Source organism: Nocardia acididurans (assembly GCF_016741815.1).
Classification (GTDB): Bacteria; Actinomycetota; Actinomycetes; order Mycobacteriales; family Mycobacteriaceae; genus Nocardia; species Nocardia acididurans.
Genome location: NZ_JAERRJ010000014.1, coordinates 29984 through 49370, shown reverse-complemented (window position 1 = coordinate 49370; position 19387 = coordinate 29984). Strand labels below are relative to the sequence as shown.

Sequence of the window (19387 nt, the reverse complement as noted above, 5' to 3'; positions counted from 1 at the left end):
AACATCCTGCGTGCTGGTGTGATTCGGACGGGTCAGGAGGCTATCCGCGTCCGATGGAGCTCCGCGTCGGTGAGCGGCGCGTCGGAGCCGGTCAGGTACTGCACGAGGGTGTCGCGCTCGTCCAGCACCAGCCAGCGGCTCGAATCGGTGACCAGATCCAGGCCTTCCTTCGTGGTCACACCGAAATCCACACGGCTGGTGCGGGTCTCGGTGGAGGCGAAGGGCACAGGTGTCGCGCCGGTCTTGGCGATGGCCAGCCGGGCTACGATCGCCTCCAGCTGCGGGGTCTCCGCGATCGCTACGCGGGTGCCGGGGCGGGCTCCGAGGCGGAGCAGCATCCGGGCCAGCCGGTTCGACCAGCGATCGAGTTCGGCGTAGGTCAGCGTGACGTTGCCGGCGGTCACCGCGACGGCGGCGGGATCGGTGTGCGGAGCAGGGGACTCCCCGCTCGCCCGCAGCGGAACGAGGGTGGCGACCGGCGATTCGAGCTGCTTGCACATCGAATATCATCCTCTCGGAAATGCGACTGTGTGGTGCTGTTCGGGATGTATCCCACTGTCGTCGCATCCGGTTCGATCAGACAGCAACCTCAGTACTGTCGATCTCCGCTCCGAGGGTGATGTTCCTTCCACCCCAGGGTGGGTGGAAGATCAAGTGCCCAGTTTGTCCATGGTCTGCGCGATCATGGTGATGGAGTCGCGCGGGCTCAGCGCCATGGCCCGTAGCTGGTCGAACATGACGCCGTAGCGGCGGACCTCCGGATGGCCCTCGATGAGCTCGTCGCTGGCGATGCCCTCCACGTACACCAGTTCCGGGTCGGCGGGATCCGGAAAGTCCAGCAGCGTAAAGGATCCCAGCATGCCCGGGTGCGCGCCGGCGTCGAAGGGCAGGATCTGCAGGATCACATTGCGCTTCTCGGTGTGCTCGACGATGCGGTTCAGCTGCTCGCGCATGACCTCCGGCCCGCCGACGGTGCGGCGCACCACGGCCTCGTCGAGGACCACCCACAGTTCCAGCGGATCGTCCTTGACGAGCACTCGCGACCGTTCGACGCGGGCGCGAATTCGCTGCTCCCGCACCTGTTCCGAGATCTTCGGCATGGTGGTGTCGTAGACCGCGTCGGCGTAGGCCTGGGTCTGCAGCAGGCCCGGGATGTAGGTGGCCTGGAAGAAGCGCGCCGACAGGGCCTCGGCTTCGAAGTTGATGTACGCGCCGTACACCTCCGACACAGCATCCTCGAAGGAACGCGCCATACCGGGCTTGAGCGCGTCCACCAGCAACTGCAAGGCATCTGAACGCTGCGGTTCGCCGATCTTGTAAAGGTCGAGCATCGCCGTCAGCGTGCGGCGTTGTGGCCTGGCCTGGGCGGTTTCGATCCGGTAGAGGGTGGTGACGTTGATGCCGGTTTTACTGCTGACCACCTCTTTGCTGAGACCGGCGGTCTCGCGCATCTCGTGCAGCATCGCCGCGAGTCTGCGCAAACGGACGGTAAGCACCGTGCGCTTCCCAGCCATGACAACCCTTTCGCCTTGCGCACTACCTAGAACGCAGTATTGCGTTCTTGCATTTGTAAGAGCATGATCCAGCTAGCCTATTCGTGTACAGCCGATCCGATGACCGGTATAGCTGAATCCGGAGACCAATCATGTTGGTGCGATTAGTGATGTTGGTGGGCGTGTTCGGGGGGTCGAGATGACCATGTCGATATCCGCGGTCCTGCCGACGGCTCCCCAATTGCTCTGTGCCTTCCAGGGCAGGCGATTTCAAGATCGAGTCCTGTTACGGTCGGCGCACGCGCTGGCGGAGCTGCACGAGCGGCGCGCCCAAGTGCGGGATCCCATGCTGGTGTCCGAGATCGATTGCCGGCGCGAAGAACTCGTAGACGATATCAACGACTGGGTGGAACAGGAACTCCCACAGCATCGCAACGGCGCTGCGTTGCACACCGAAAGCCTGGGGGCCGTTGTGGATCGCATGGCCCGGAGCTGGGTCGAAGCCAATCAGGTGATAGATCATGAAGGCGCGGCCAGCGATAATACCCATAAACACTGGTACCATCTCGCCGAACTTGTGGACGGCTACACTGATCTCGTAATCGACGTGGCCGGTGGCCGCCGCCGTTTACCAGAACAATGATTCCAAATGCATTGACACAATTAATGCATTGCTACAGTTTCATTGATCGTCAGCGGTGACGTCAACTCGCGTAGGGCTATCCGACCAATAGCTCGCTCGAACCGTTAGACGTCGCCCGCCTCAAGACGGCGGGCGCAACGGGGCGCCCCGCCCGGCGTGCCGCGTGGTCGACTGGCGCGGCACGCCCGCCCTGCATTCTTCATCTCTCGAACGCCGGGTGCGCCCCACGCGATATTGCGGGTGTCAAAGGTATTTCACAAAGAACGGACGGAGTTCGATCGTGAAAGCGGGGGAAGTCGCAGCCGACGGGCTGTTTCAGCAGGCACTGGGCGGGACCTTCCGGATGGATGTCGCGGGCGCGCGCAAGTGCGCCGCGAACTTCCTGCGGTTCGCGGACGCGCTCGACCCGCAGATCGAGCGCGCCCGCGAGGCGGGAAGCCCTTCCGGCTTCGGCGGTTTCGACTCGGCGCACCAGCTCGAGCGCGGATTCGGTGACAAGGCAACACAACTCACCACCGCGGTGACCGGACTACGCGATTCCGCCCTCCGCATGGCCGCGGCCTATCTACTCGCCGCGGGCGTCATCACCGAGACCGACGATCACCATTCCCGCGCGCTGCTGTCGGCGCAGGCGGGCCTGGACTCCCCGAGCTGATCCCTCCTCGGGGAACGGTTGGGCCGGTACCGAATTCGGTACCGGCCCAATACCGCTGTCCGATCAGCGCAGCGCGGCACGGCCTTTCAGACGGCCGAGGATGACGAGCGCCACCAGTGTCACCAGCACCAGCAGCGTGGTGCTCGCGGCCGCGTCGAAGACCTCGCCACGGTCGGTTTCGGCAAAGATGGTGACGGGCAGGGTCTTCCAGGTCGCGGGATACACCATGATGGTGGCCCCGAGCTCGCCCATGGAGAGCGCGATGGCCAGACCCGCCGCCGCGCCCAGCGCGGGCAGCAGCAGCGGAAGGGTGATCCGGAAGAGCACCCGGATCGGGCCGGCCCCCAGGGATTCGGCGGCCTGCTGATAGCCGGGGTCGAGACGGTCGAGGGCAGCGGAGACACCCGAGAAGGCATAGGCCAGGACCAGCACCGTGTGAGCGAGGATCACGATCCACTTGGTGCCGCCCAGCAGCAGCGGCTGCTCGTTGAAGGCGATGAGCACGCCGAGACCGATGGCCACCGAGGGAACCGCCACGGGCACATGGAAGACCGCGTCGGTGGTGCGGCGCAACCACTGTGGAGCCTCGCGGGAGGCGAGCGCGGCCCAGGTGCCGAGGATCAGCGCGATACCTCCGGCCAGCAGGGCGGTCTGCAGGCTGACCGAGAGACTGGCGGCCTGTTCACCCGAGAGCGCGCGGCCGAAGTTGGCGAAACCCAGGTCCGAAGGGAGCGGGCCGGTCCAGCGTCCGGCGAGGGCGGCGGCCACCACCGTGGCGATGGGCGCCACGAAGACCACCGCGACCACCAGCGCGAACACCGTGAGCACCGCGGCGCGGCCGCGTCGAGTCCATACCAGCACGGCTCAGCTCTCCTTCCGGGCACTGGTCACGCGGGCGAAGACCAGGCGGTAGCCGATGTAGAGGGTCAGCGACAGCAGCACCTGCACCGAGGCCAGCACGGCCGCGCCGGGCAGGTCGAAGGTGACGATGCCGCGCGTGTAGATGAGCGCGGGCAGCGTGATCACGCCCTTCGCGCCGGTGAACAGCACGATGCCGAATTCGTTGAGGGTCAGCAGCAGTACGAGGCTGCCACCCGCGGCGAGTGCCGGCCCGGCTTCGGGCAGCACGACCTGGCGCAGCACCCGCCAGGGTGAGGCCCCGAGACTCGAGGCCACATCCAGTTGTTCGCGGGGCAGCTGCGCGAAGGCCGCCAGCAGCGGGCGCACCACGAACGGTGTGAAGAAGGTGACCTCGGCGAGGATCACACCCCACGGCGTGCTCAGAAAATTCAGCGCCGGCTCCTTGCTGCCGGTGATCTCCCCGAGCAGCGCGTTGACCGCGCCCGCCGTGCCGTACAGGAACGTGAAGGCCAGTGTCACAAGGAAAGACGGCAGCGTCAGCACCGTGTCGATGAGCCGCCCCACCAGCCCCGATCCGGGAAACGGCACGAACGCCAGCACGATCGCCAGGAACGTGCCCAGGATCAGGCATCCGAGCGTGGACGTCGCCGCGATCATCACGGTGCGCCACAGCGCATTCCGGAACGACTCCGAGGCCAGCACCGACGACCAGGTCTCGGTCCCGCGCCCCCCGGACTTGGTCTCGGTGGATTCCCACAGCACCCGCGAGATCGGGTACACGGCGATGAGCACCACCACCAGTACCGGCGGGAGCGTCCACAGCACCGGTTTCCACGAGCGTTTCGGCTCCACCGGCTCCGGTGCCGAAGCGGGAGCCGGAGATTCGAGCAAGGCAGTCATGCCCGCACCTCGGGCTGGTCTGCGGCGGAATCGGTTCCGATGCCGGGCGGGATCAGCACACCGGCCGGATCGGCGAAGCGCACGCCGACCTGGTCACCGGGCGAGAGCTCGCTGTGTCCCTGGACATCGGCGGTGATCTGCACCGGAATGCCGGTGACGTCGAGGTGTAGTCGGGTCGACGCGCCCTTCCATACGCTCGTGACCACGGTGCCGCGCAAGGCATCCCGCTCGGTGAGTGGACCGACCTGCACGGTGTGCGGTCGCACGCAGAGCCGGGCATCGGCGTTGGGCACCCAGTCGGGTCGCGCCACGCCGGGTGCGGGCGCTTCGGCCCGCAGCGTGTGCTCGCCGACGGTCACCAGCGCCGCCGTGCCTGCCACATGATTCACGGTGCACGGCAGCAGATTCGCGCCACCGAGGAAGGCGGCGGTGAAGTCGGTGGACGGCCGCTGCCACAGGTTGCGCGCGGTGTCGATATCGACCAGGCGCGCGTCGCGCATGACCGCGATGCGATCGGCCAGCGCCAGCGCCTCGGCCTGATCGTGGGTCACATACAGCATCGCCGTGTCCGGCAAGGCTTTTCGCAGCTGCTGGAGTTCCCCGAGCATGGATTGCCGAAGCTGCGCGTCCAACGCGGCGAGGGGTTCGTCCAGCAGCAGGACCTTGGGCCGGATGGCCAGCGCTCGCGCGATGGCCACCCGCTGCTGCTGCCCGCCGGACAGTTCCCGGGGCAGCCGCTTTCCGTACGCGCCCATCCCGACCATCTCGAGCGCTTCGGCGACCCGAGCGCCGATCTCGTTGCGCGGCACCCGATGTGCCTTCAATCCGAAGGCCACATTGTCGTGCACCCGCATATGCGGGAACAGCGCGTAGGACTGCACCACCACTCCGATCCCGCGCTTGGCGGGGGAGAGGTCGGTGACGTCGCGCCCGGCCAGTCGCACCGCGCCCGAGGTCGGCCGGACGAATCCGGCCAGGGCCTTGAGCGCGGTGGACTTGCCGGAGCCGCTGGGTCCGAGCAGGGCAACCGTTTCCCCCGCGGCGACGCGCAGGTTGAAATCGGCCAGTGCGACAGTGGTTTTGCGACCGCGGCCGTAGCTGACACCGACGCGGTCGAACACGATGGCCGGTTCGGCGGAGTCGGTGGCCGTCACCGTGGATGTCGTCAACGCGGAGGACATGGTTGCTCCTGGCTCTTCTGGGTGGGTACCGCTAGCTGCCGGTGGCCTTCTGGTACGCGGCCACATCCGCGTCGAGATCGGTGAGCACCGTGTTCCAATCGGGGTGGATGACCGTGACGTTCTCGATCAGCGCGGCCGGGCTCTGGCCGTTGCCGGTGGCCGGGGTGTTGCGCACGTCCTCACGGCCGGGCACGGCCATGGCGTCGACGAGGGTCTTCTGCACGTCGGCCGACAGCAGGAAGCCCATGAGCTTCTCGGCCTCGTCCGCATGCGGCGCGCCCTTGGCCAGGCCCATCAGATACGGCAGCGCCACGGTGGACCGCTTGCCGCCGGTCTCGGCCGGGAAGAAGAGGTTGAACTTGGACCCCTTCTCCTTGATATTGGCCAGGTTCATCTGGATGTCGCCGTTGGCGATGAGGATCTCGCCCTTGTCGACCTTGGCCTGCAGCTTGCCCGTCGAGGAGGACGGCCCGACATTGTTGGCCTGCAGCTTGGTCAGGTAGTCGAGCGCGCCCTGCTTGCCGTAGAGCTGCTGCAGCAGGATCAGCACGGCGGTGCCGTCACCGGCCTGGCCGGGGGTGGAGTACTGGATCTTGCCCTGGTACTCCGGCTTCAGCAGGTCGTCCCAGGTGAGCTTGGACGCGTCCACCGACGGGTTGGCGATGAAGCACAGGTAGTTGCCGGCCAGGGTGACCCAGTCGCCGTCGGTGTCCTTGTCGGCGGCGGGCACACCGCTGAAGTCGACGCCGCTGCGCTGCAGCAGTCCGCTCTTCTCGGCCTTCTGCATGAACGGCGGCAGGGTGACGATCACGTCGGCCTGCGGGTTGGACTGTTCCTTCTCGACCCGGTTGACGACCTCGCCGGAGCCGGCCTCGACCAGGTTGACCGCGATGCCGGTCTGCTCCTGGAACTTCGCGAACTGGGTCTTGTACCAGTCGCCCACGCCGTCGGCGGAGTAGACGGTGACGGTCTTGCCGTCGCTGGATTCGGTGCCGGTGCCACCGCAGGCGGTGAGGCCGAGCGTGAGGGCGGTGGCGGAGGTGAGGATCAGCGCGGTGCGAGCGAGGGTGCGTGCGAGGCGGTTGTTCGTATTACGCACGGGGCAACTTTCAGTTCGTCGGGAAGGCATATCGAAGGGACAGTGGGGTTCTCCGCCGCCCCGGCGCGAGCGGCTGGGCAGTGGCCGGGGCGGCGGAAATCTGTGTGGGTCAGCCGCGTTCGGCCAGCAGCAGCTGCGCGAACTCGGTGACGGATGGCACCACGTGGGTGGCTCCGGCCGCGCGCAGCTGCGCCTCGTCGTGCGCGCCGGTGAGCGTGCCCGCGACGATGCGCGCGCCCGCGGCCAGTCCGGTGGCGATATCGCTGGCCGTATCACCCAGCACCGCAACGCGATCCACGGCATCGATGCCCAGGCGCAGCAGTGCGGTGAGCACCAGGTCCGGGTAGGGGCGGCCGCGACCCGCGTCCGACGGGGCGAGGGTGAGGTCGGCGATCTCGTTCCAGCCCAGCGCGTTCAGCAGTGCGTCTTGGGTGCCGCGGCTGAATCCGGTGGTGAGCGCCACCTTGATGCCGGCGGTGCGCAGGGCCGTAATGGCCTCGGCCGCACCGGGAATCGGCGCGACGGCCGTCGCGGCGAATTCGTCGTAGGCGGCTTCGAAGGCGCGGTTGGCGGCCTGGGCCCGGTCCTCGTCGCCCAGCAGCGCGCGGAAGACGACTATCTTGGACTGGCCCATGGTGTCGATGACGTACTGGCGCGCGCCCTCGCGTTCCGGGCCGGTCTCCGGAATCCCGGCGGCGGTGGCGGCCTCTTCGAAGGCCCGCAGCACCAGGCCGCCGTCGGCCACGGTGGTGCCCGCCATATCCATGACGGCGAGATCGATCTGCTTGTCGGACAAGGGTGTTCGTCTCCTTGAAAGTGGGGGAGTGCTCAGAGGCCGAGCAGGTCGGCGGTTTCCTCGCCGAGCGCCGGGCCCAGCGTCATGCCGCGGCCGCCGGGGCCGGTGATCACCCAGACGTTGTCGGAGGCTTGCGCGCGGGTCACGATGGTGCCGGGGTCGATGCTCTGGCTGTACACGCCCGCCCAGCGCCGCACGATCGGCGGTAGCTTGCGGCCCAGCAACTCCTCGGCGACGGCGGTGAGGTGCTCGTACGGGGCCTCGTCCACGTCGAAGTTGAAGGGCTCCTCGTACTCGTGCGTGTCGCCGATGGTGAGCCCGCCGTGCAGGCGCTGCACGCACAGCAGCTGCATCTTGTGCTGGGCGGCCGTGAACGGTTGCGCCTCTTCCCGATTCAGCCGATCCAGCTGTTCGCCCGCGAAGGCCGGGTAGTAGCGGAAGCTGTCGCCGTCGGCGACGGCGGTGGTGAGCGGTTCGCCCAGCGGCGCGGTCTGCATCATCTGCAGGCGCACCCGGCGCACCGGGAGGTCGCCGACCAGTTCGCGGGTGAGCCCGGCGTGCGCCGCGCCCGGGCAGACCAGCACCAGATCACCCTCGTGGCGGCGGCCGCGATCGTCGATCACCGTGCTGCCGCTGATGGTGCGCGCCTCGGTGCCGCTGAAGAAGCTGTAGCGCCCGGTGGCCTCCATGTACCGGCGCAGCGCGGGCAGCGCCTGCCGCGACTCGACGGCGGCGTCGGTCGAACAGTGCAGGCCCGCAAGGAATTTGCCGCGCAGCGCCGGATTGATCTCGCGGACCCGGTCCGGATCGAGCAGTTCGAATCCGCGCTCGGCGGCGGAGGCGCTCGCGGCGGCGGCCTCGGCGACGGCGAGTTCGGCGTCGCTGCGCACCAGCGTCATCGATCCGGCGGGCCGGAATCCGACACCCGGCACCTTGCCGCCGATCTCCTCCCACAGCTGTCGCGAGCGCAGCGTGATGTCGAGTTCGTCGGCGCTGCGGCCCGACACCCACACCAGCCCGAAGTTGCGGACCGTCGCCCCGCGCGCCTCGACCTCGCGTTCCAGGTGCACGACGTCGTGGCCGCGGCCGATGGCCGCGAGCGCGTGTGCGGTGCCGAGGATTCCGCCTCCGATGATGACCAATCGCATGGACCCATCGTGACCAATGGTCTAGACCTTGGAGTGTTTCGTACGCAAACGCTGGGTTAACAATTGGTATAGACCAATTCCATGTACGCTGAGCGGCATGGATACACCGGATGCCGCCGGGGTGGGCGCTTCCTCGAACCGCATGCCCAAGTCGTATCGCGTACGCGCCGAACTGGAAACGCTCCTGCACGAACTCGCCGAAGGCGATCCGCTGCCCTCGGAGCGCGAACTGGCGCTGCGCTGCGGCGTCGCCCGCGAAACCGTTCGGCAGGCGGTGCGAGAACTACTGGTGGAGGGCAGAATTCGCCGCCAGGGCCGAGGCACGGTCGTTTCTCGCCCGAAGATGACGCAGCCGTTGTCCTTACGCTCCTATACCGAGGGCGCGCTGAAATTCGGGCGCACGCCCGGCCGCATCCTCGTCGAGTGGACCGACGCCCCCGCCGATCCGGACACCGCACACGACCTCGGCGTCGCCCCGGACACGCCCGTCATGCACCTGGAACGCATCCTGCTCGCCGACGGCGAACGCATCGGACTGGAAAGCACTTTCATGCCGCTCGACCGCTTCGCCGGGCTGCGCGACACCTACGACCCGACCAGCTCGCTCTACGCCGCGGTACGCGCCACCGGCGTGCGATACGCCGCCGCCACCGAACGCATCGAAACCGTCCTCGCCTCCCCCCGCGAGGCGGCCCTGCTCGAATGCACGACCGCACTGCCCATGCTGCTGCTGCACCGTCGCAGCAGCGACATCGACGGCCGCCCGGTGGAACGCGTGCGCTCGCTCTATCGCGGCGATCGCATCGCCTTCCAGGCGACTCTGCGCGACGAGGTCTAGGTGCGCTGCGGCTCCCGGCCGTCGATGAGCGATACCCGGTCCGGCACGGGGACGCCGCGCCGCCACACCCCGGCGATGTGCTGCGTGGCGGTGATGTCCCGGGTCGGATCGCCCTCCACCAGAAGGAGATCCGCGCGCAGGCCCGGTGCGATACGGCCCCGGTCCGTCAGCCCGGCGTGCCGGGCCGAACGGCTGGTCGCGGCCGCGAGCGCCGCGGTGGGGGCGAGCCCCGCCCGGGTGAGGAGCTGCAGTTCACGATGCAGGCCGGAGCCGTGCGCGGGGACGAAGGGCGTGGCGTCGGTGCCCGCCAGCAGTGTCGCGCCCGCACGGTGCAGCATGGCGACCGCGTCGAGGGCGTTCTCCAGGGAACCCGGGTGCGTGTGGTCGGCTGTGTGCGTGCCGTGGTCGGAGATGGCCTCGAAGTAGGCGAGGGTGCTCACCACGAAAACGCCCTGGGCGGAGACTCTTTCGGCCAGTTGCCGCGAGGTGGCCGCATCGGCGTCCGCCCACGCGTGGGCGAGCCCGTCGACGCCCGCGTCGAGGGCGATCTGCACCTCTCGCGCGGTGAGCGCGTGGGCGATGACCGGAAGCCCGGCCGCGTGGGCCGCCGTCGTCAGCGCCGTCACCGTATCGAGCCCGAGGGCGGGGATATCCGAGCCGTGCACGGCCCCGTCATCGATGACGATCTTCAAGAAGTCCGAGCCCTCGGCCACCCGGCGCTGGACGAAAGCCGTTGCCGCGCCGGGCTCGTCGATGGTCTCCAGCGAATCCGGTGCGTCCGGGATATCGACCCCGGCGGCGGCCACCGCGGCGAAGAGCTGGAGCGGATGCCCGCCGGGCGCGGTCGCCAGGGTGCCCGCGCTGCGCAGATCCGCCACATCGTCACGCTCCGCGGCGAGCGCGCGCTGCGCCGCGAGAAGAGTTGGGAGGCAGAACATATCGATCTCGGTGGTCACACCGAAGCGCAGCGCGCGGACGAGGCTGCCGTCGAAGACATGCGTGTGGGCGTCGATCAGCCCGGGTAGCAAGGTCTTTTCCGCGTCCGTCGACGACCACCTCGCAGGCGCGGCCGTCGGCCACGCCGATCAGCGGCCCGTCCACCACCACATCGGCTCGGGCCGTGGTGTTCTCGCCGTCGAAGACGCGGACATCGTGGATCAGGGTGCGCATGGGATTCTCCTGGGTGCGGGTCGCGCCGGCTCGTCCGACGCACCTCCACAGAGGCCGGGCCGCCGCGAGGTGTGACATTCGCGGCGGATCTCGGTGAAACAACCCACAGGGCGGGCCGCCATGTCACACCGCGCGGCCCGGTGCACTCTGTGTGGGCATGACAGAGGTGATGAACCGGACCGATGGGCAGACTGCTCCCATGACGGTCACCCCCGGCGCGAACGACCCGGCGACGCGGATCTTCCTGGATCACCGGGAACTGCTGTTCTCGGTCGTCTACAACATGCTCGGCAGCGTCACCGACACCGAGGACGTCCTGCAGGAGGTGTGGCTGGCCTGGTCGCCGCGCACCGAATCCGGTGCGCCCGTGCAGAATCCGCGCGCCTACCTGATCCGCATCGCCGTCAACCAGGCGCTGGCCCGCCGGTCGGCCCTGTCCCGCCGCCGGGAAACCTATGTGGGTCAATGGCTTCCGGAACCATTGCTCACCACCGAGAACACGGCCACCGACACGTCCGACACGGTCGTGCGCGCCGAATCCTTCTCCCTGGCCGTCCTGGTGGTCCTCGAATCGCTCAGCCCGCTCGAGCGCGCGGTCTTCGTGCTGCACGAGGTGTTCGGCTACACCCACCCCGAGATCGCCGACCTGCTCGGGCGTTCCCCTGTCGCCGTCCGTCAGCTCGCCCATCGCGCCCGCGCCCACGTCCAGGCCCGCCGCCCCCGCCACCAGCCGGATCCGGCCGTGCACGCCCGGGTCACCGAACGCTTCGCCGCCGCCGCGCTCGGCGGCGATATGGCAGCCCTGCTGGAAGTCCTCGCCCCCGACGTGACCCTCTGGACCGACGGCGGCGGCAAGGGCCCCGCCACCAGCCTGCATCCCGTCCACGGAAACACCCGGGTGGCAGCCATCTTCCACGCGGTGGCCGAGAACCTTCGCCCCGGCGCGGTGCAGATCCGCTACCGCCACGTCAACGGCGAGCCGTCCCTGCTGGTCTTCTCCGGCGACAGCCCCCTGGCCGTCGTCGTGGTCGAACCCGACGCAACCGGCCAGCGCATCCGGGAGATCTACTCGATCACCAACCCCGACAAGCTCTCACGAGTCCACCGCTGACCCGGCTGCCCGGCCGGTCCGCGTGTCCTCAGTCGAAATCTGTCGGTGGCGGGAGGGTCTCACCGCTCCGCGTCGCGGCCAGCGCGGCCATGATGCGCACCACGTCGCGGGGTTTGCCGAGTTCGAGGCCGGTCAGGTCGGCGGCTTTGCGCAGGCGGTAGAGCACCGTGTTGGGGTGGATGTGCAGGCGGGTCGCGGTCGCGCCGCTGTTCGCGTCGCAGGCCAGGTAGGTCTCGAGGGTGTGGCGCAGCACCGGATCGGTGAGCGGGGCCAGGACCGCGGCATTGAGACGGGTCACCCGGCTGGGCCGGGTGAGCTGGTATTCGAGGCCGAGATCGCGGAAGCGCACCACCGGTTCGCCGGGCCGATAGCGGGCCGCGACCTCCAGGAGTTCCCTTACCTCGGAAAGGGTTTCGGGAATACGGTCGGGGGTGGCGAGGTCGACGGCGCAGCGGCTGCTGACGCCGACCACCCGGCCGATGTCGCGGAGTTGTTTCTCCAGGGCGGCGAAGGCGGTCTCCACGGCCGCCGTGTCGATCGGGGCCGTGTCGGCGGGATCGGGGCCGATCTCCGTCGCATCCACGGCATGCGCGTGCAGTGGAATGAACGCGACGCCGCCACCGCTGGTCACCGTGCACAGGGTGTCGCCCTTGCCGATGCGGTCCAGTTCGAATTCGAGGCGGCGGGCCTTGCGGCGCGCGGCGACCGTGGTCGCGACCTCCGGATCCCGCTCATCGGGGTGCACGCCGAGCCGGATGACCAGCACCCAGTACCGCGGTGCCAGGCTGATCCCGAATGCCCGTGCCGTATCGGCGATCTCGACACCGGTGGCGAGTGCGTGGAAAACGGTGGTGCGCGCATGGTCCGCCGCCGGCGGTGGCGCCTGATCCGCGCCGTACCCGGCCAGCACCGCGGCCGTCGCCAGTTGGATGTACTGCTGCAGCAGCGCTCCCGCGCGCGCCACGGCGGCCTCGTCGCCGGGCCCGGCCAGGCCGCCGACGACGCGCCACCACACCCGGCTGCCCACGTGATACGCGCCGAGCACATCCGCGAGCGGCACCCGCTCCTCGGCCCGCTCGCGCGCCGACTTCTCCAGTGCGTCGAATTCGCCTGCGTCCGGCAGTGTTTCGGTGCGCAGCGTCCCGATGAACAGCTCCAGATTGCGCCGCACCACCCGGGTCACATCCCGCCGGATCGCCTCCTCGGGCAGTGATCCGTAGAAGGTCACCTCCGCGCGCACCCGGGCGACCGTGTCGGCCACCAGACCGCTGGTGCGCTGCGCGAGCTGATCGGCCAGCGGTCTGCCGCCGAGCAGCAATGCCGGGGTTGCCACGTCGAATCGATCCCTTCGGTGCCGCCCACAGTCGAGTCGGGCGCTGAGTGCTCACGATGCCATACCGATGGGAACTGACCTGGGGTTTTCGCCGAACGGCTCCTTCGCCTTCCTCGGTCGATTGTGGCCGCACACAATCCGCCGGTGCTTTTCTGCTCGAGGCACAACGCCGAACGGCTCGCCGGATCCGCACAATTCGGCGCATCGATGCTCTAAGGAGAACCCGGTGGATTCGTCGATCTTCGCGGTGCTGTTGCCGCTCGCTCTCGCCCTGGTCATGTTCGGTCTCGGACTGACCCTCACCCGCGCCGACTTCGCCCGGGTGGTGCAGTATCCGAAGGCGGCGCTGCTCGCGCTGGCCTGTCAGATCGTGCTGCTGCCCGCCATCTGCCTCGGCCTGGTGTACGCCTTCGGCCTCGACGGTGCGCTGGCCGTCGGCATGATGCTGCTGGTCGCTTCGCCGGGCGGCACCTCCGCCAACCTGTTCAGCCATGTGGCCGGTGGTGATGTCGCGCTGAATGTCACTCTGACCGCGATCAATTCGGTGCTCGCGGTATTCACCATGCCCATCGTGGTGACGCTGGCCATCGCCGAGTTCCTGGGCTCGGACTCCTCGATCGGCCTGCAGCCCGCCAAATTCGTGCAGGTGGTCGCCATCGTCCTGGTGCCGGTGGCGCTGGGCATGTGGGCGCGCCATCGCTTCCCGCGGTGGGCCGAGCGCATGCGCAAGCCCGTGAAGCTCGGTTCCATCGTGGTGCTGATCCTGGTCATCGCCGCCGCCGCGATCAGCGAATTCGACACGCTGCTGGACAATTTCGGCCGCCTGGGCGGGATCGCGCTGCTGCTGTCGGTGCTGAGCCTGCTGATCGGGTTCGCCGTGCCCCGGCTGTTCCGGGTCGACACCCGCCAGGCCATCGCCTCGGCCATGGAGATCGGCATCCACAATGCCACCCTGGCCATTGCCGTGGCGGTATCGGTGCTGGAGAACGAGACCATGGCCATTCCCGGTGCGATGTACGGCATCCTCATGTTCGGCCCGGCCGCCCTGGCCGCGTATCTCTTTGCCAGGCAGTCGAATACGACGGCAGTGGCGCCGAGTCCGGCGGTCTGACGGCCGGTTCGCGGCGCGCTACCCGCGCTCGGTGACGCGGTCGAGCCAGTCGAAGACGCGCTGGTGGGTCAGCAGCATGGCCCCCATGTGGCAGTGCTCGCCCGCGCCTTCGTACTCGGTGCCGGTGACGATTTCCTTCTCGCAGGTGAGCGCCTCGAACACGCGCGGCGCCTCACCGCGGAAGAACTGATCGTTCTCGGCGTCGAGAACGAGTGTGGGGCAGGCGATCCGCTGCGCGACCCCGGCGAGGGTGTAGGCGGCGGTGCGGCGAATGTAGTCGGCGGGGGAGTGCGCGCCGAAGGTCCACATGCCGTTGCGCAGTGCCCAGCGGGTGGCGGTGTCGACGGCCATGAGCAGCCCGGTCACCTGGTCGGCGTCCTTGTCGCGGCCCGCGTCGATCCACTCGGTGAGGAACGTCGGCATCACCCGCACGTGGGCGGCGTGGTAGTCGAACAGGCCGTCGTTGAGCACCAGCGCCGACAGCCGGGGCTCGAATGCGGCGGCGCGTGCGGTCAGGTATCCGCCGAGGCTGTAGCCGTACAACGAGATTCGGCTCGGATCGATCTCGGGCCGGGTGCGGGCGAAGTCGACCACGGGGGTGATGACCGCCTCCCAGTCGGGCCGGAAGGTCAGACCCTGATCGCGGATGACCGCACCCTGGCCCGGCCCGTCGAAGGCCAGCACCTGATAGCCCCGTGCCAGCGCACCGGCGGCCAGGGCGAAATAGGACTCCTCCAGGGTGGAGTCGAAGCCGCTGGTGAAAATGACTGTGGGGCGCGGTGTTCCGGAATCATCCACCAGGTAGAGGTAGCCGGGCAGGGTGGTCCCCTCGTAGGGGATCTCGACACGGCGAACGGGCCGGTCCATGAGTTCGGCCGCCTGGGCGAAGGTTTCGCGGGACAGCTGCGAGAGTTCCCGTGCCCGAGGATCGTTCGCCGGATCGTCGCGCAGGTAGAACTCGGCCGTGCGGTAGTAGTTCGAGGCCCGCAGCAGCGCCTCGCGGGCGCTGACCCGGCGGCCCGCCGCCGCGCACTCGGCGCCGATGGCGTGCACGCGCCGCGCGGTGGCCTCCCACTCCCGGAGCCAGGACGTCTCGTCGTCGTCGGTGATGCGGCTCGCCGTCGACACCACCTCGCCGAGTTCGGCGCCGCCGTAGCAGGCGAATCCCGCGGCCCGCAGCGTCTCGAAGGAGAAGGATTCGTCGTCGAACAAGAACTTCATGGCTGTGACCTCTCGTTTACGTCGATACGACACCGTTTCGTCGCATGCTGGAAACGGTAGTCCGCTCAACGTCGATACGCAACCGTTTCGACGAAACGTATGCGTATCGACGTTGCTACACTCGCGGACATGACCGAGGAGACCGCCCCGCGCACCCGCAAACCCGCGGGCGCGGCCGTGATGCAACCGCAGGTGACCGCCGCCATCCGGGCGGCCGCCTTCGAGGAACTCGCCGAGGTGGGCTACGGCAAACTCTCCATGGAGGCCGTCGCCCGCCGCGCGGGCGTCAGCAAGCCCACGCTGTACCGCCGCTGGCCCACCAAGGAAAACCTCGTCGTCACACTGGTTTCCGAAGTCGCGGTGGATGCCGCCGCACCGCCCGATACCGGCACCCTGCGCGGCGACCTGCGCGCCTTCCTGTCGACCACGGCCGCCGGCATGGCGAATCCCCTGGCGGCGCGCATCATTCCGGATCTGCTGGCACAGGCCGTCCGCACGCCCGCCCTCGCCGAGGCCCTGCAATCCGGGATCGGCCGCACCCGCCGCGCCCGCGTGGCCGAGATCCTGCACCGGGCCGTCGACCGCGGCGAACTACCCCCCGCGCTGAATCTCGAACTGGCCCTGGACTTCCTGCTCGCGCCCCTGTTCTGGCGCACGATGATGGGCGGCGACCCCACCCGCCCGGAATACCTCGACGAACTCACCGACATGCTGCTCGCGGCCTACGCTGCCACTCAGCCCTGAGGTGACCGCGTCCCCGCCTGCCCGGCCACGAGCAACTCCGGCACCGGTGTACCCGATCGCTCCGAACACCACACACCGCACGTCGATCACTCCTGCCGCACTCGAACATGCACAATCAAGACATGCCGAACCGCCCGACATTCGCCCCCGAGCAGACCGGCGTCTCGGTCCGCGCGGCGGCCGAACGGCTCGGCATTCCGACCGCGACCCTGCGCAGCTGGAATCGCCGCTACGGCATCGGCCCCGCCCAGGATCGCCCCGGACGGCACCGCCTCTACACCGAGGCCGATCTCGCCCTGCTCACCAGAATGGTCGATCTCATCCGCGCCGGATCCACCCCCGCGGGCGCGGCGGCGGCGGCGCGCGGCCCCGCCCTGTCCTTCGGCGACGAGGCGGCCCTGCTGTCGGCCGCCTTCGCACTGGATACCGGCGTGGTCTGCGATCTACTGGACAAACATCTGCGCGCCTACGGCGTCGTCGACACCTGGGATCGCCTGTGCCGCCCCGTCTTCGCCGAGATCGTCGGCCGCCAGCTGGGCGGCGAGGGCTGCGTCGACGTGGAGCACCTGCTGTCCTGGTGCATCGTCGCCGCCCTGCATCGCACCGTGCCCCCCGTGCCCGCCCGCGACGCCGCGCCGCTGATCCTGGCCTGCACCAGCGGCGAAACCCATTCGCTGCCATTGGAAGTACTGCGCGCCGCACTGGCCGAACAGGGCGTGGCCGCCCACATGCTCGGCCCGGACGTCCCCACCGCCGCGCTCGCCGACACCCTCGTCCGCCTTCCCGCCCCCGCGAATGTCGTCCTCTGGTCCCAACAGGAACGCACCGCCCTCACCTCCGCGGTCCGCGCCTGCGCCGCCGCCGGCGCACACGTCCACGTCGGCGGCCCCGGCTGGGACACCCTCATCCTGCCCGACCGCACCCACCGCCTGGCCAGCCTCATCGAGGCCGTCGACCGCCTCCGGCCGCCCGGCCGGAACTGAGAAGCCCCGCGCCACTCAGCGCGCGCACAGCGGTTCGATCCCGTCGCGTCCGCCGGTGATGGGCGAGGTGAGGAACAGGCACGCGTCCATCCCCGCCGTCGAAATTCCGGCGCGGACCGCCGCCCACTGGTCGGCCTCGAGCACGGGTTCCCGAGACAGGACGAATCCGGCGGTGCGACCGGGATTCACCACGAGCGCCCACCGGTACTCCGGATCCAGCGCGGTGACCACGTAGTTGGTGGCCGGGTCGGCCTCCGCCCGGAAGGTCACCGCCAGTTGCGCATTGGTCGAGGGATCGGTGACCCGGGCGAACCCGACCCGTTCGTCACGAGTGCCGAACCGGGTGGTGCAGGAGTTCCGCACGGTGAGTCCGCCTGGGGCCGTACCGTATTCGGCGCGGGTGTCGAGGGCGCAGGCCAGGCTGAACGGCTGCGGTATCGCCGCGAGCTGCAGCCAGGTGCCGGTGTAGCGCGAAACCTCCAGGGCGGCAACAGGTGCCGGGGACGCGGCCACGGGGACCACGGAAGCGGGTGGCGTCGCGGCGGCGTGCGCCGCCAGCGGCGCGCACGCGACCAGGGCCAGGAGCGGAATCGAGCGCGGCAACCACCGGTGCCGCCGGAATGGATGGGTGTGCATCGTCGTCCTCCGCCAATCGGAGCGAGCCGGTCGGATATCCGGGTCTCGGTATTTCGACGGTAGCATCGAAGCGATGCAAAAACGATGCATCGTGCTCGGCCGCAGCTCACATCCCGTTGAATTCGACGATCGGCGGCGGGTAGTCGGCGGCCAGGACGCCCGCCCGCCACGGCCGATGGATCTCCGCGCCGGGCAGGTGGGCCAGTTCGGGCAGCCAGCGGCGCGCGTAATCGCCTGCCGGGTCGAATCTTTCGGCTTGGCGCAGGGGGTTGAGCACCCGGCTGGAGCGGGTGTCGGTGCCGGTCCCCGCCATCCACTGCCAGTTCATGCGGTTGTTCGCGACATCGCCGTCGACCAGCCAGCGCTCGAAATGCCGTGCGCCCACCCGCCAATCCACCCGCATCGTTTTGACCAGGCAGCTCGCCGCGATCAGCCGGGCGCGGCCGGGCATCCAGCCCTGCTCGAGGAGTTGACGCATACCCGCGTCGACCATGGGAATCCCGGTGCGGCCGTCCCGCCAGGCAGCCACGGCGTGCGGATCCCGCCGCCACGGCTCGGTGGCCGGCCGGTAGTCGTCCACCGCGATCTCGGGCCGGTCGGCCAGCACCTGATGGTAGAAGTCGCGCCAGGCCAGCTGCCGGATGAATGCCGTCCCGCCGGGCGCGGACGCGTCCACCCGGGCCACCGCCTCGGTCGCGGAGACGCAGCCGAAGTGCAGGTAGGGCGACAGGCCGGAGGTGCCGTCCACGGCCGGGACGTCCTTGTCGGTCTCGTACCGCGTCACCGGGCCGGATATCCAGTGCTCCAGCATTTTCCGGCCCGTGGTCTCCCCGCCCACCGCCAGTTGCGGTGACCCGGCGCCGGTGCACAGTGCAGACGACTCGGGAATGGGAACCCCCGTGGCGCGCGGCACTTTGACGGTCTTGGGCGCGGGCAGTGGCGACCGCATCGGGGTGTCGAGCCAGCGCCGGAAATACGGCGAGAAGATGGCGTAGTGCCCGCGCCCGGTATCGGGTCGCACGGTCCCGGGATCCACCGCCGTAATCGAGGCCGCATGCGGGTGCAGGCGGCGACCCGTCTGCGAAAGCCGTTCCCGCAGCGCGATTTCCCGCTTCGGCCCGTACCCGGTGTGATCCGCCGCGAGGTGCACGTCCCGCGCGCCCACCTGGTGCGCGACCCGTTCCACCTCGTCGGCGACGTGCCCGCGCCGCACGATGAGCCGCCCGCCCCGCACCCGCAGTTCGCTGTCGAGCTCGTGCAGCGCGGCGACCAGGAACCGCACCCGGTTCGGTGCGTCGCGCACCTTGGCCAGTAGCTCGTCGTCCAGCACGAACAGCGGGACCACCGCCTCGGCTTCCCGGCAGGCGGTGGTCAGCGCGGGATTGTCGTGTACGCGCAAATCTCGGGTGAACAGCACGATGGCGACGGTCATGCCCCCACCTTAACCAATCAACGATGCACAAA

At 69.1% G+C, this 19387-nt stretch carries 20 protein-coding genes; 7 read left to right on the top strand and 13 right to left on the bottom strand.

All coding sequences use genetic code 11. The features are described from left to right. Positions 1 to 32 precede the first annotated feature (32 nt). A complete protein-coding gene (locus JK358_RS31970; RefSeq protein ID WP_201954916.1) occupies positions 33 to 500 on the bottom strand; it encodes an AMP-binding protein in 468 nt (155 codons plus the stop codon). 150 nt (positions 501 to 650) lie between these two features. Next, positions 651 to 1463 carry a helix-turn-helix domain-containing protein gene (locus JK358_RS31965; protein WP_232852256.1) on the bottom strand — a complete coding sequence of 271 codons (813 nt, stop codon included), beginning with the start codon at positions 1461 to 1463 and terminating at the stop codon, positions 651 to 653. A 313-nt stretch (positions 1464 to 1776) separates the two neighbouring features. Here JK358_RS31965 and JK358_RS31960 point away from each other — a divergent pair, with 313 nt between their 5' ends. Further along, a complete protein-coding gene (locus JK358_RS31960) occupies positions 1777 to 2136 on the top strand; it encodes a DUF4254 domain-containing protein (RefSeq protein WP_201955061.1) in 360 nt (119 codons plus the stop codon). Between the two features lie 280 nt (positions 2137 to 2416). After that, the gene (locus JK358_RS31955) at positions 2417 to 2791 is read left to right on the top strand and encodes a hypothetical protein (protein WP_201954914.1); all 375 of its coding nucleotides are present in this window, start codon (positions 2417 to 2419) and stop codon (positions 2789 to 2791) included. Between the two features lie 63 nt (positions 2792 to 2854). Here JK358_RS31955 and JK358_RS31950 read toward each other — a convergent pair whose 3' ends face one another. From JK358_RS31950 to JK358_RS31925, 6 genes are all read right to left on the bottom strand, one after another. After that, on the bottom strand, positions 2855 to 3652 hold the full coding sequence (locus JK358_RS31950) for an ABC transporter permease (RefSeq protein WP_201954913.1): 798 nt from the start codon (positions 3650 to 3652) through the stop codon (positions 2855 to 2857). A 3-nt stretch (positions 3653 to 3655) separates the two neighbouring features. Next, positions 3656 to 4552, bottom strand: coding sequence for a 2-aminoethylphosphonate ABC transporter permease subunit (locus tag JK358_RS31945; protein WP_201954912.1), 897 nt, complete (start codon positions 4550 to 4552; stop codon positions 3656 to 3658). Further along, entirely contained in the window at positions 4549 to 5733 is a 1185-nt protein-coding gene (locus JK358_RS31940; RefSeq protein WP_201954911.1) for an ABC transporter ATP-binding protein, read from the bottom strand. The genes JK358_RS31945 and JK358_RS31940 overlap by 4 nt, the downstream gene beginning before the upstream one ends. Before the next feature lie 31 nt (positions 5734 to 5764). Continuing rightward, entirely contained in the window at positions 5765 to 6862 is a 1098-nt protein-coding gene (locus JK358_RS31935; RefSeq protein ID WP_201954910.1) for a 2-aminoethylphosphonate ABC transporter substrate-binding protein, read from the bottom strand. 79 nt (positions 6863 to 6941) lie between these two features. Beyond that, positions 6942 to 7628 carry a phosphonatase-like hydrolase gene (locus JK358_RS31930; RefSeq protein WP_269811954.1) on the bottom strand — a complete coding sequence of 229 codons (687 nt, stop codon included), beginning with the start codon at positions 7626 to 7628 and terminating at the stop codon, positions 6942 to 6944. Between the two features lie 32 nt (positions 7629 to 7660). After that, entirely contained in the window at positions 7661 to 8776 is a 1116-nt protein-coding gene (locus JK358_RS31925) for a TIGR03364 family FAD-dependent oxidoreductase (protein WP_201954909.1), read from the bottom strand. Positions 8777 to 8873: 97 nt separating this feature from the next. On the opposite strand from JK358_RS31925, the gene JK358_RS31920 reads away from it, so the two are divergent. Next, positions 8874 to 9614 (top strand): GntR family transcriptional regulator, encoded by a 741-nt coding sequence (locus tag JK358_RS31920; RefSeq protein WP_201954908.1) that lies wholly within the window; start codon positions 8874 to 8876, stop codon positions 9612 to 9614. Here JK358_RS31920 and JK358_RS31915 read toward each other — a convergent pair. Next, positions 9611 to 10642, bottom strand: coding sequence for an amidohydrolase family protein (locus JK358_RS31915; protein ID WP_201954907.1), 1032 nt, complete (start codon positions 10640 to 10642; stop codon positions 9611 to 9613). The genes JK358_RS31920 and JK358_RS31915 overlap by 4 nt on opposite strands. 341 nt (positions 10643 to 10983) lie before the next feature. On the opposite strand from JK358_RS31915, the gene sigJ reads away from it, so the two are divergent. Beyond that, positions 10984 to 11895: an RNA polymerase sigma factor SigJ gene (sigJ, locus tag JK358_RS31910; protein ID WP_232852254.1), complete on the top strand. Its 912-nt coding sequence runs from the start codon at positions 10984 to 10986 to the stop codon at positions 11893 to 11895. Positions 11896 to 11923: 28 nt separating this feature from the next. Here sigJ and JK358_RS31905 read toward each other — a convergent pair whose 3' ends face one another. Next, on the bottom strand, positions 11924 to 13228 hold the full coding sequence (locus JK358_RS31905; RefSeq protein ID WP_201954906.1) for a PucR family transcriptional regulator: 1305 nt from the start codon (positions 13226 to 13228) through the stop codon (positions 11924 to 11926). Positions 13229 to 13454: 226 nt separating this feature from the next. On the opposite strand from JK358_RS31905, the gene JK358_RS31900 reads away from it, so the two are divergent. After that, the gene (locus tag JK358_RS31900; protein WP_201954905.1) at positions 13455 to 14339 is read left to right on the top strand and encodes a bile acid:sodium symporter family protein; all 885 of its coding nucleotides are present in this window, start codon (positions 13455 to 13457) and stop codon (positions 14337 to 14339) included. Between the two features lie 18 nt (positions 14340 to 14357). On the opposite strand, the gene JK358_RS31895 is transcribed toward JK358_RS31900, so the two are convergent. Beyond that, positions 14358 to 15560, bottom strand: a complete 1203-nt coding sequence (locus JK358_RS31895) for an alpha/beta hydrolase family protein (protein WP_201954904.1) — start codon at positions 15558 to 15560, stop codon at positions 14358 to 14360. 129 nt (positions 15561 to 15689) lie between these two features. On the opposite strand from JK358_RS31895, the gene JK358_RS31890 reads away from it, so the two are divergent. Next, the gene (locus JK358_RS31890) at positions 15690 to 16304 is read left to right on the top strand and encodes a TetR/AcrR family transcriptional regulator (RefSeq protein ID WP_201954903.1); all 615 of its coding nucleotides are present in this window, start codon (positions 15690 to 15692) and stop codon (positions 16302 to 16304) included. 122 nt (positions 16305 to 16426) lie between these two features. Then, complete coding sequence (locus JK358_RS31885; RefSeq protein ID WP_201954902.1) at positions 16427 to 17287, top strand: MerR family transcriptional regulator; 861 nt, start codon at positions 16427 to 16429, stop codon at positions 17285 to 17287. A 15-nt stretch (positions 17288 to 17302) separates the two neighbouring features. On the opposite strand, the gene JK358_RS31880 is transcribed toward JK358_RS31885, so the two are convergent. Together JK358_RS31880 and JK358_RS31875 are read right to left on the bottom strand one after the other, a co-directional pair. Beyond that, entirely contained in the window at positions 17303 to 17923 is a 621-nt protein-coding gene (locus JK358_RS31880; RefSeq protein ID WP_201954901.1) for a lipocalin family protein, read from the bottom strand. A 106-nt stretch (positions 17924 to 18029) separates the two neighbouring features. Next, positions 18030 to 19355 (bottom strand): cryptochrome/photolyase family protein, encoded by a 1326-nt coding sequence (locus tag JK358_RS31875; RefSeq protein ID WP_201954900.1) that lies wholly within the window; start codon positions 19353 to 19355, stop codon positions 18030 to 18032. Positions 19356 to 19387: the final 32 nt, after the last annotated feature.

Excerpts from the sequence above, each read along its gene's own strand:
- JK358_RS31970 (WP_201954916.1), bottom strand. The coding sequence starts at position 500 with ATGTGCAAGCAGCTCGAATCGCCGGTCGCCACCCTCGTTCCGCTGCGG.
- JK358_RS31965 (WP_232852256.1), bottom strand. The coding sequence starts at position 1,463 with ATGCTGCACGAGATGCGCGAGACCGCCGGTCTCAGCAAAGAGGTGGTC.
- JK358_RS31945 (WP_201954912.1), bottom strand. The coding sequence starts at position 4,552 with ATGACTGCCTTGCTCGAATCTCCGGCTCCCGCTTCGGCACCGGAGCCG.
- JK358_RS31940 (WP_201954911.1), bottom strand. The coding sequence starts at position 5,733 with ATGTCCTCCGCGTTGACGACATCCACGGTGACGGCCACCGACTCCGCC.
- JK358_RS31935 (WP_201954910.1), bottom strand. The coding sequence starts at position 6,862 with ATGCCTTCCCGACGAACTGAAAGTTGCCCCGTGCGTAATACGAACAAC.
- JK358_RS31925 (WP_201954909.1), bottom strand. The coding sequence starts at position 8,776 with ATGCGATTGGTCATCATCGGAGGCGGAATCCTCGGCACCGCACACGCG.
- JK358_RS31920 (WP_201954908.1), top strand. The coding sequence starts at position 8,874 with ATGGATACACCGGATGCCGCCGGGGTGGGCGCTTCCTCGAACCGCATG.
- sigJ (WP_232852254.1), top strand. The coding sequence starts at position 10,984 with ATGACGGTCACCCCCGGCGCGAACGACCCGGCGACGCGGATCTTCCTG.
- JK358_RS31895 (WP_201954904.1), bottom strand. The coding sequence starts at position 15,560 with ATGAAGTTCTTGTTCGACGACGAATCCTTCTCCTTCGAGACGCTGCGG.
- JK358_RS31890 (WP_201954903.1), top strand. The coding sequence starts at position 15,690 with ATGACCGAGGAGACCGCCCCGCGCACCCGCAAACCCGCGGGCGCGGCC.
- JK358_RS31885 (WP_201954902.1), top strand. The coding sequence starts at position 16,427 with ATGCCGAACCGCCCGACATTCGCCCCCGAGCAGACCGGCGTCTCGGTC.
- JK358_RS31880 (WP_201954901.1), bottom strand. The coding sequence starts at position 17,923 with ATGCACACCCATCCATTCCGGCGGCACCGGTGGTTGCCGCGCTCGATT.
- JK358_RS31875 (WP_201954900.1), bottom strand. The coding sequence starts at position 19,355 with ATGACCGTCGCCATCGTGCTGTTCACCCGAGATTTGCGCGTACACGAC.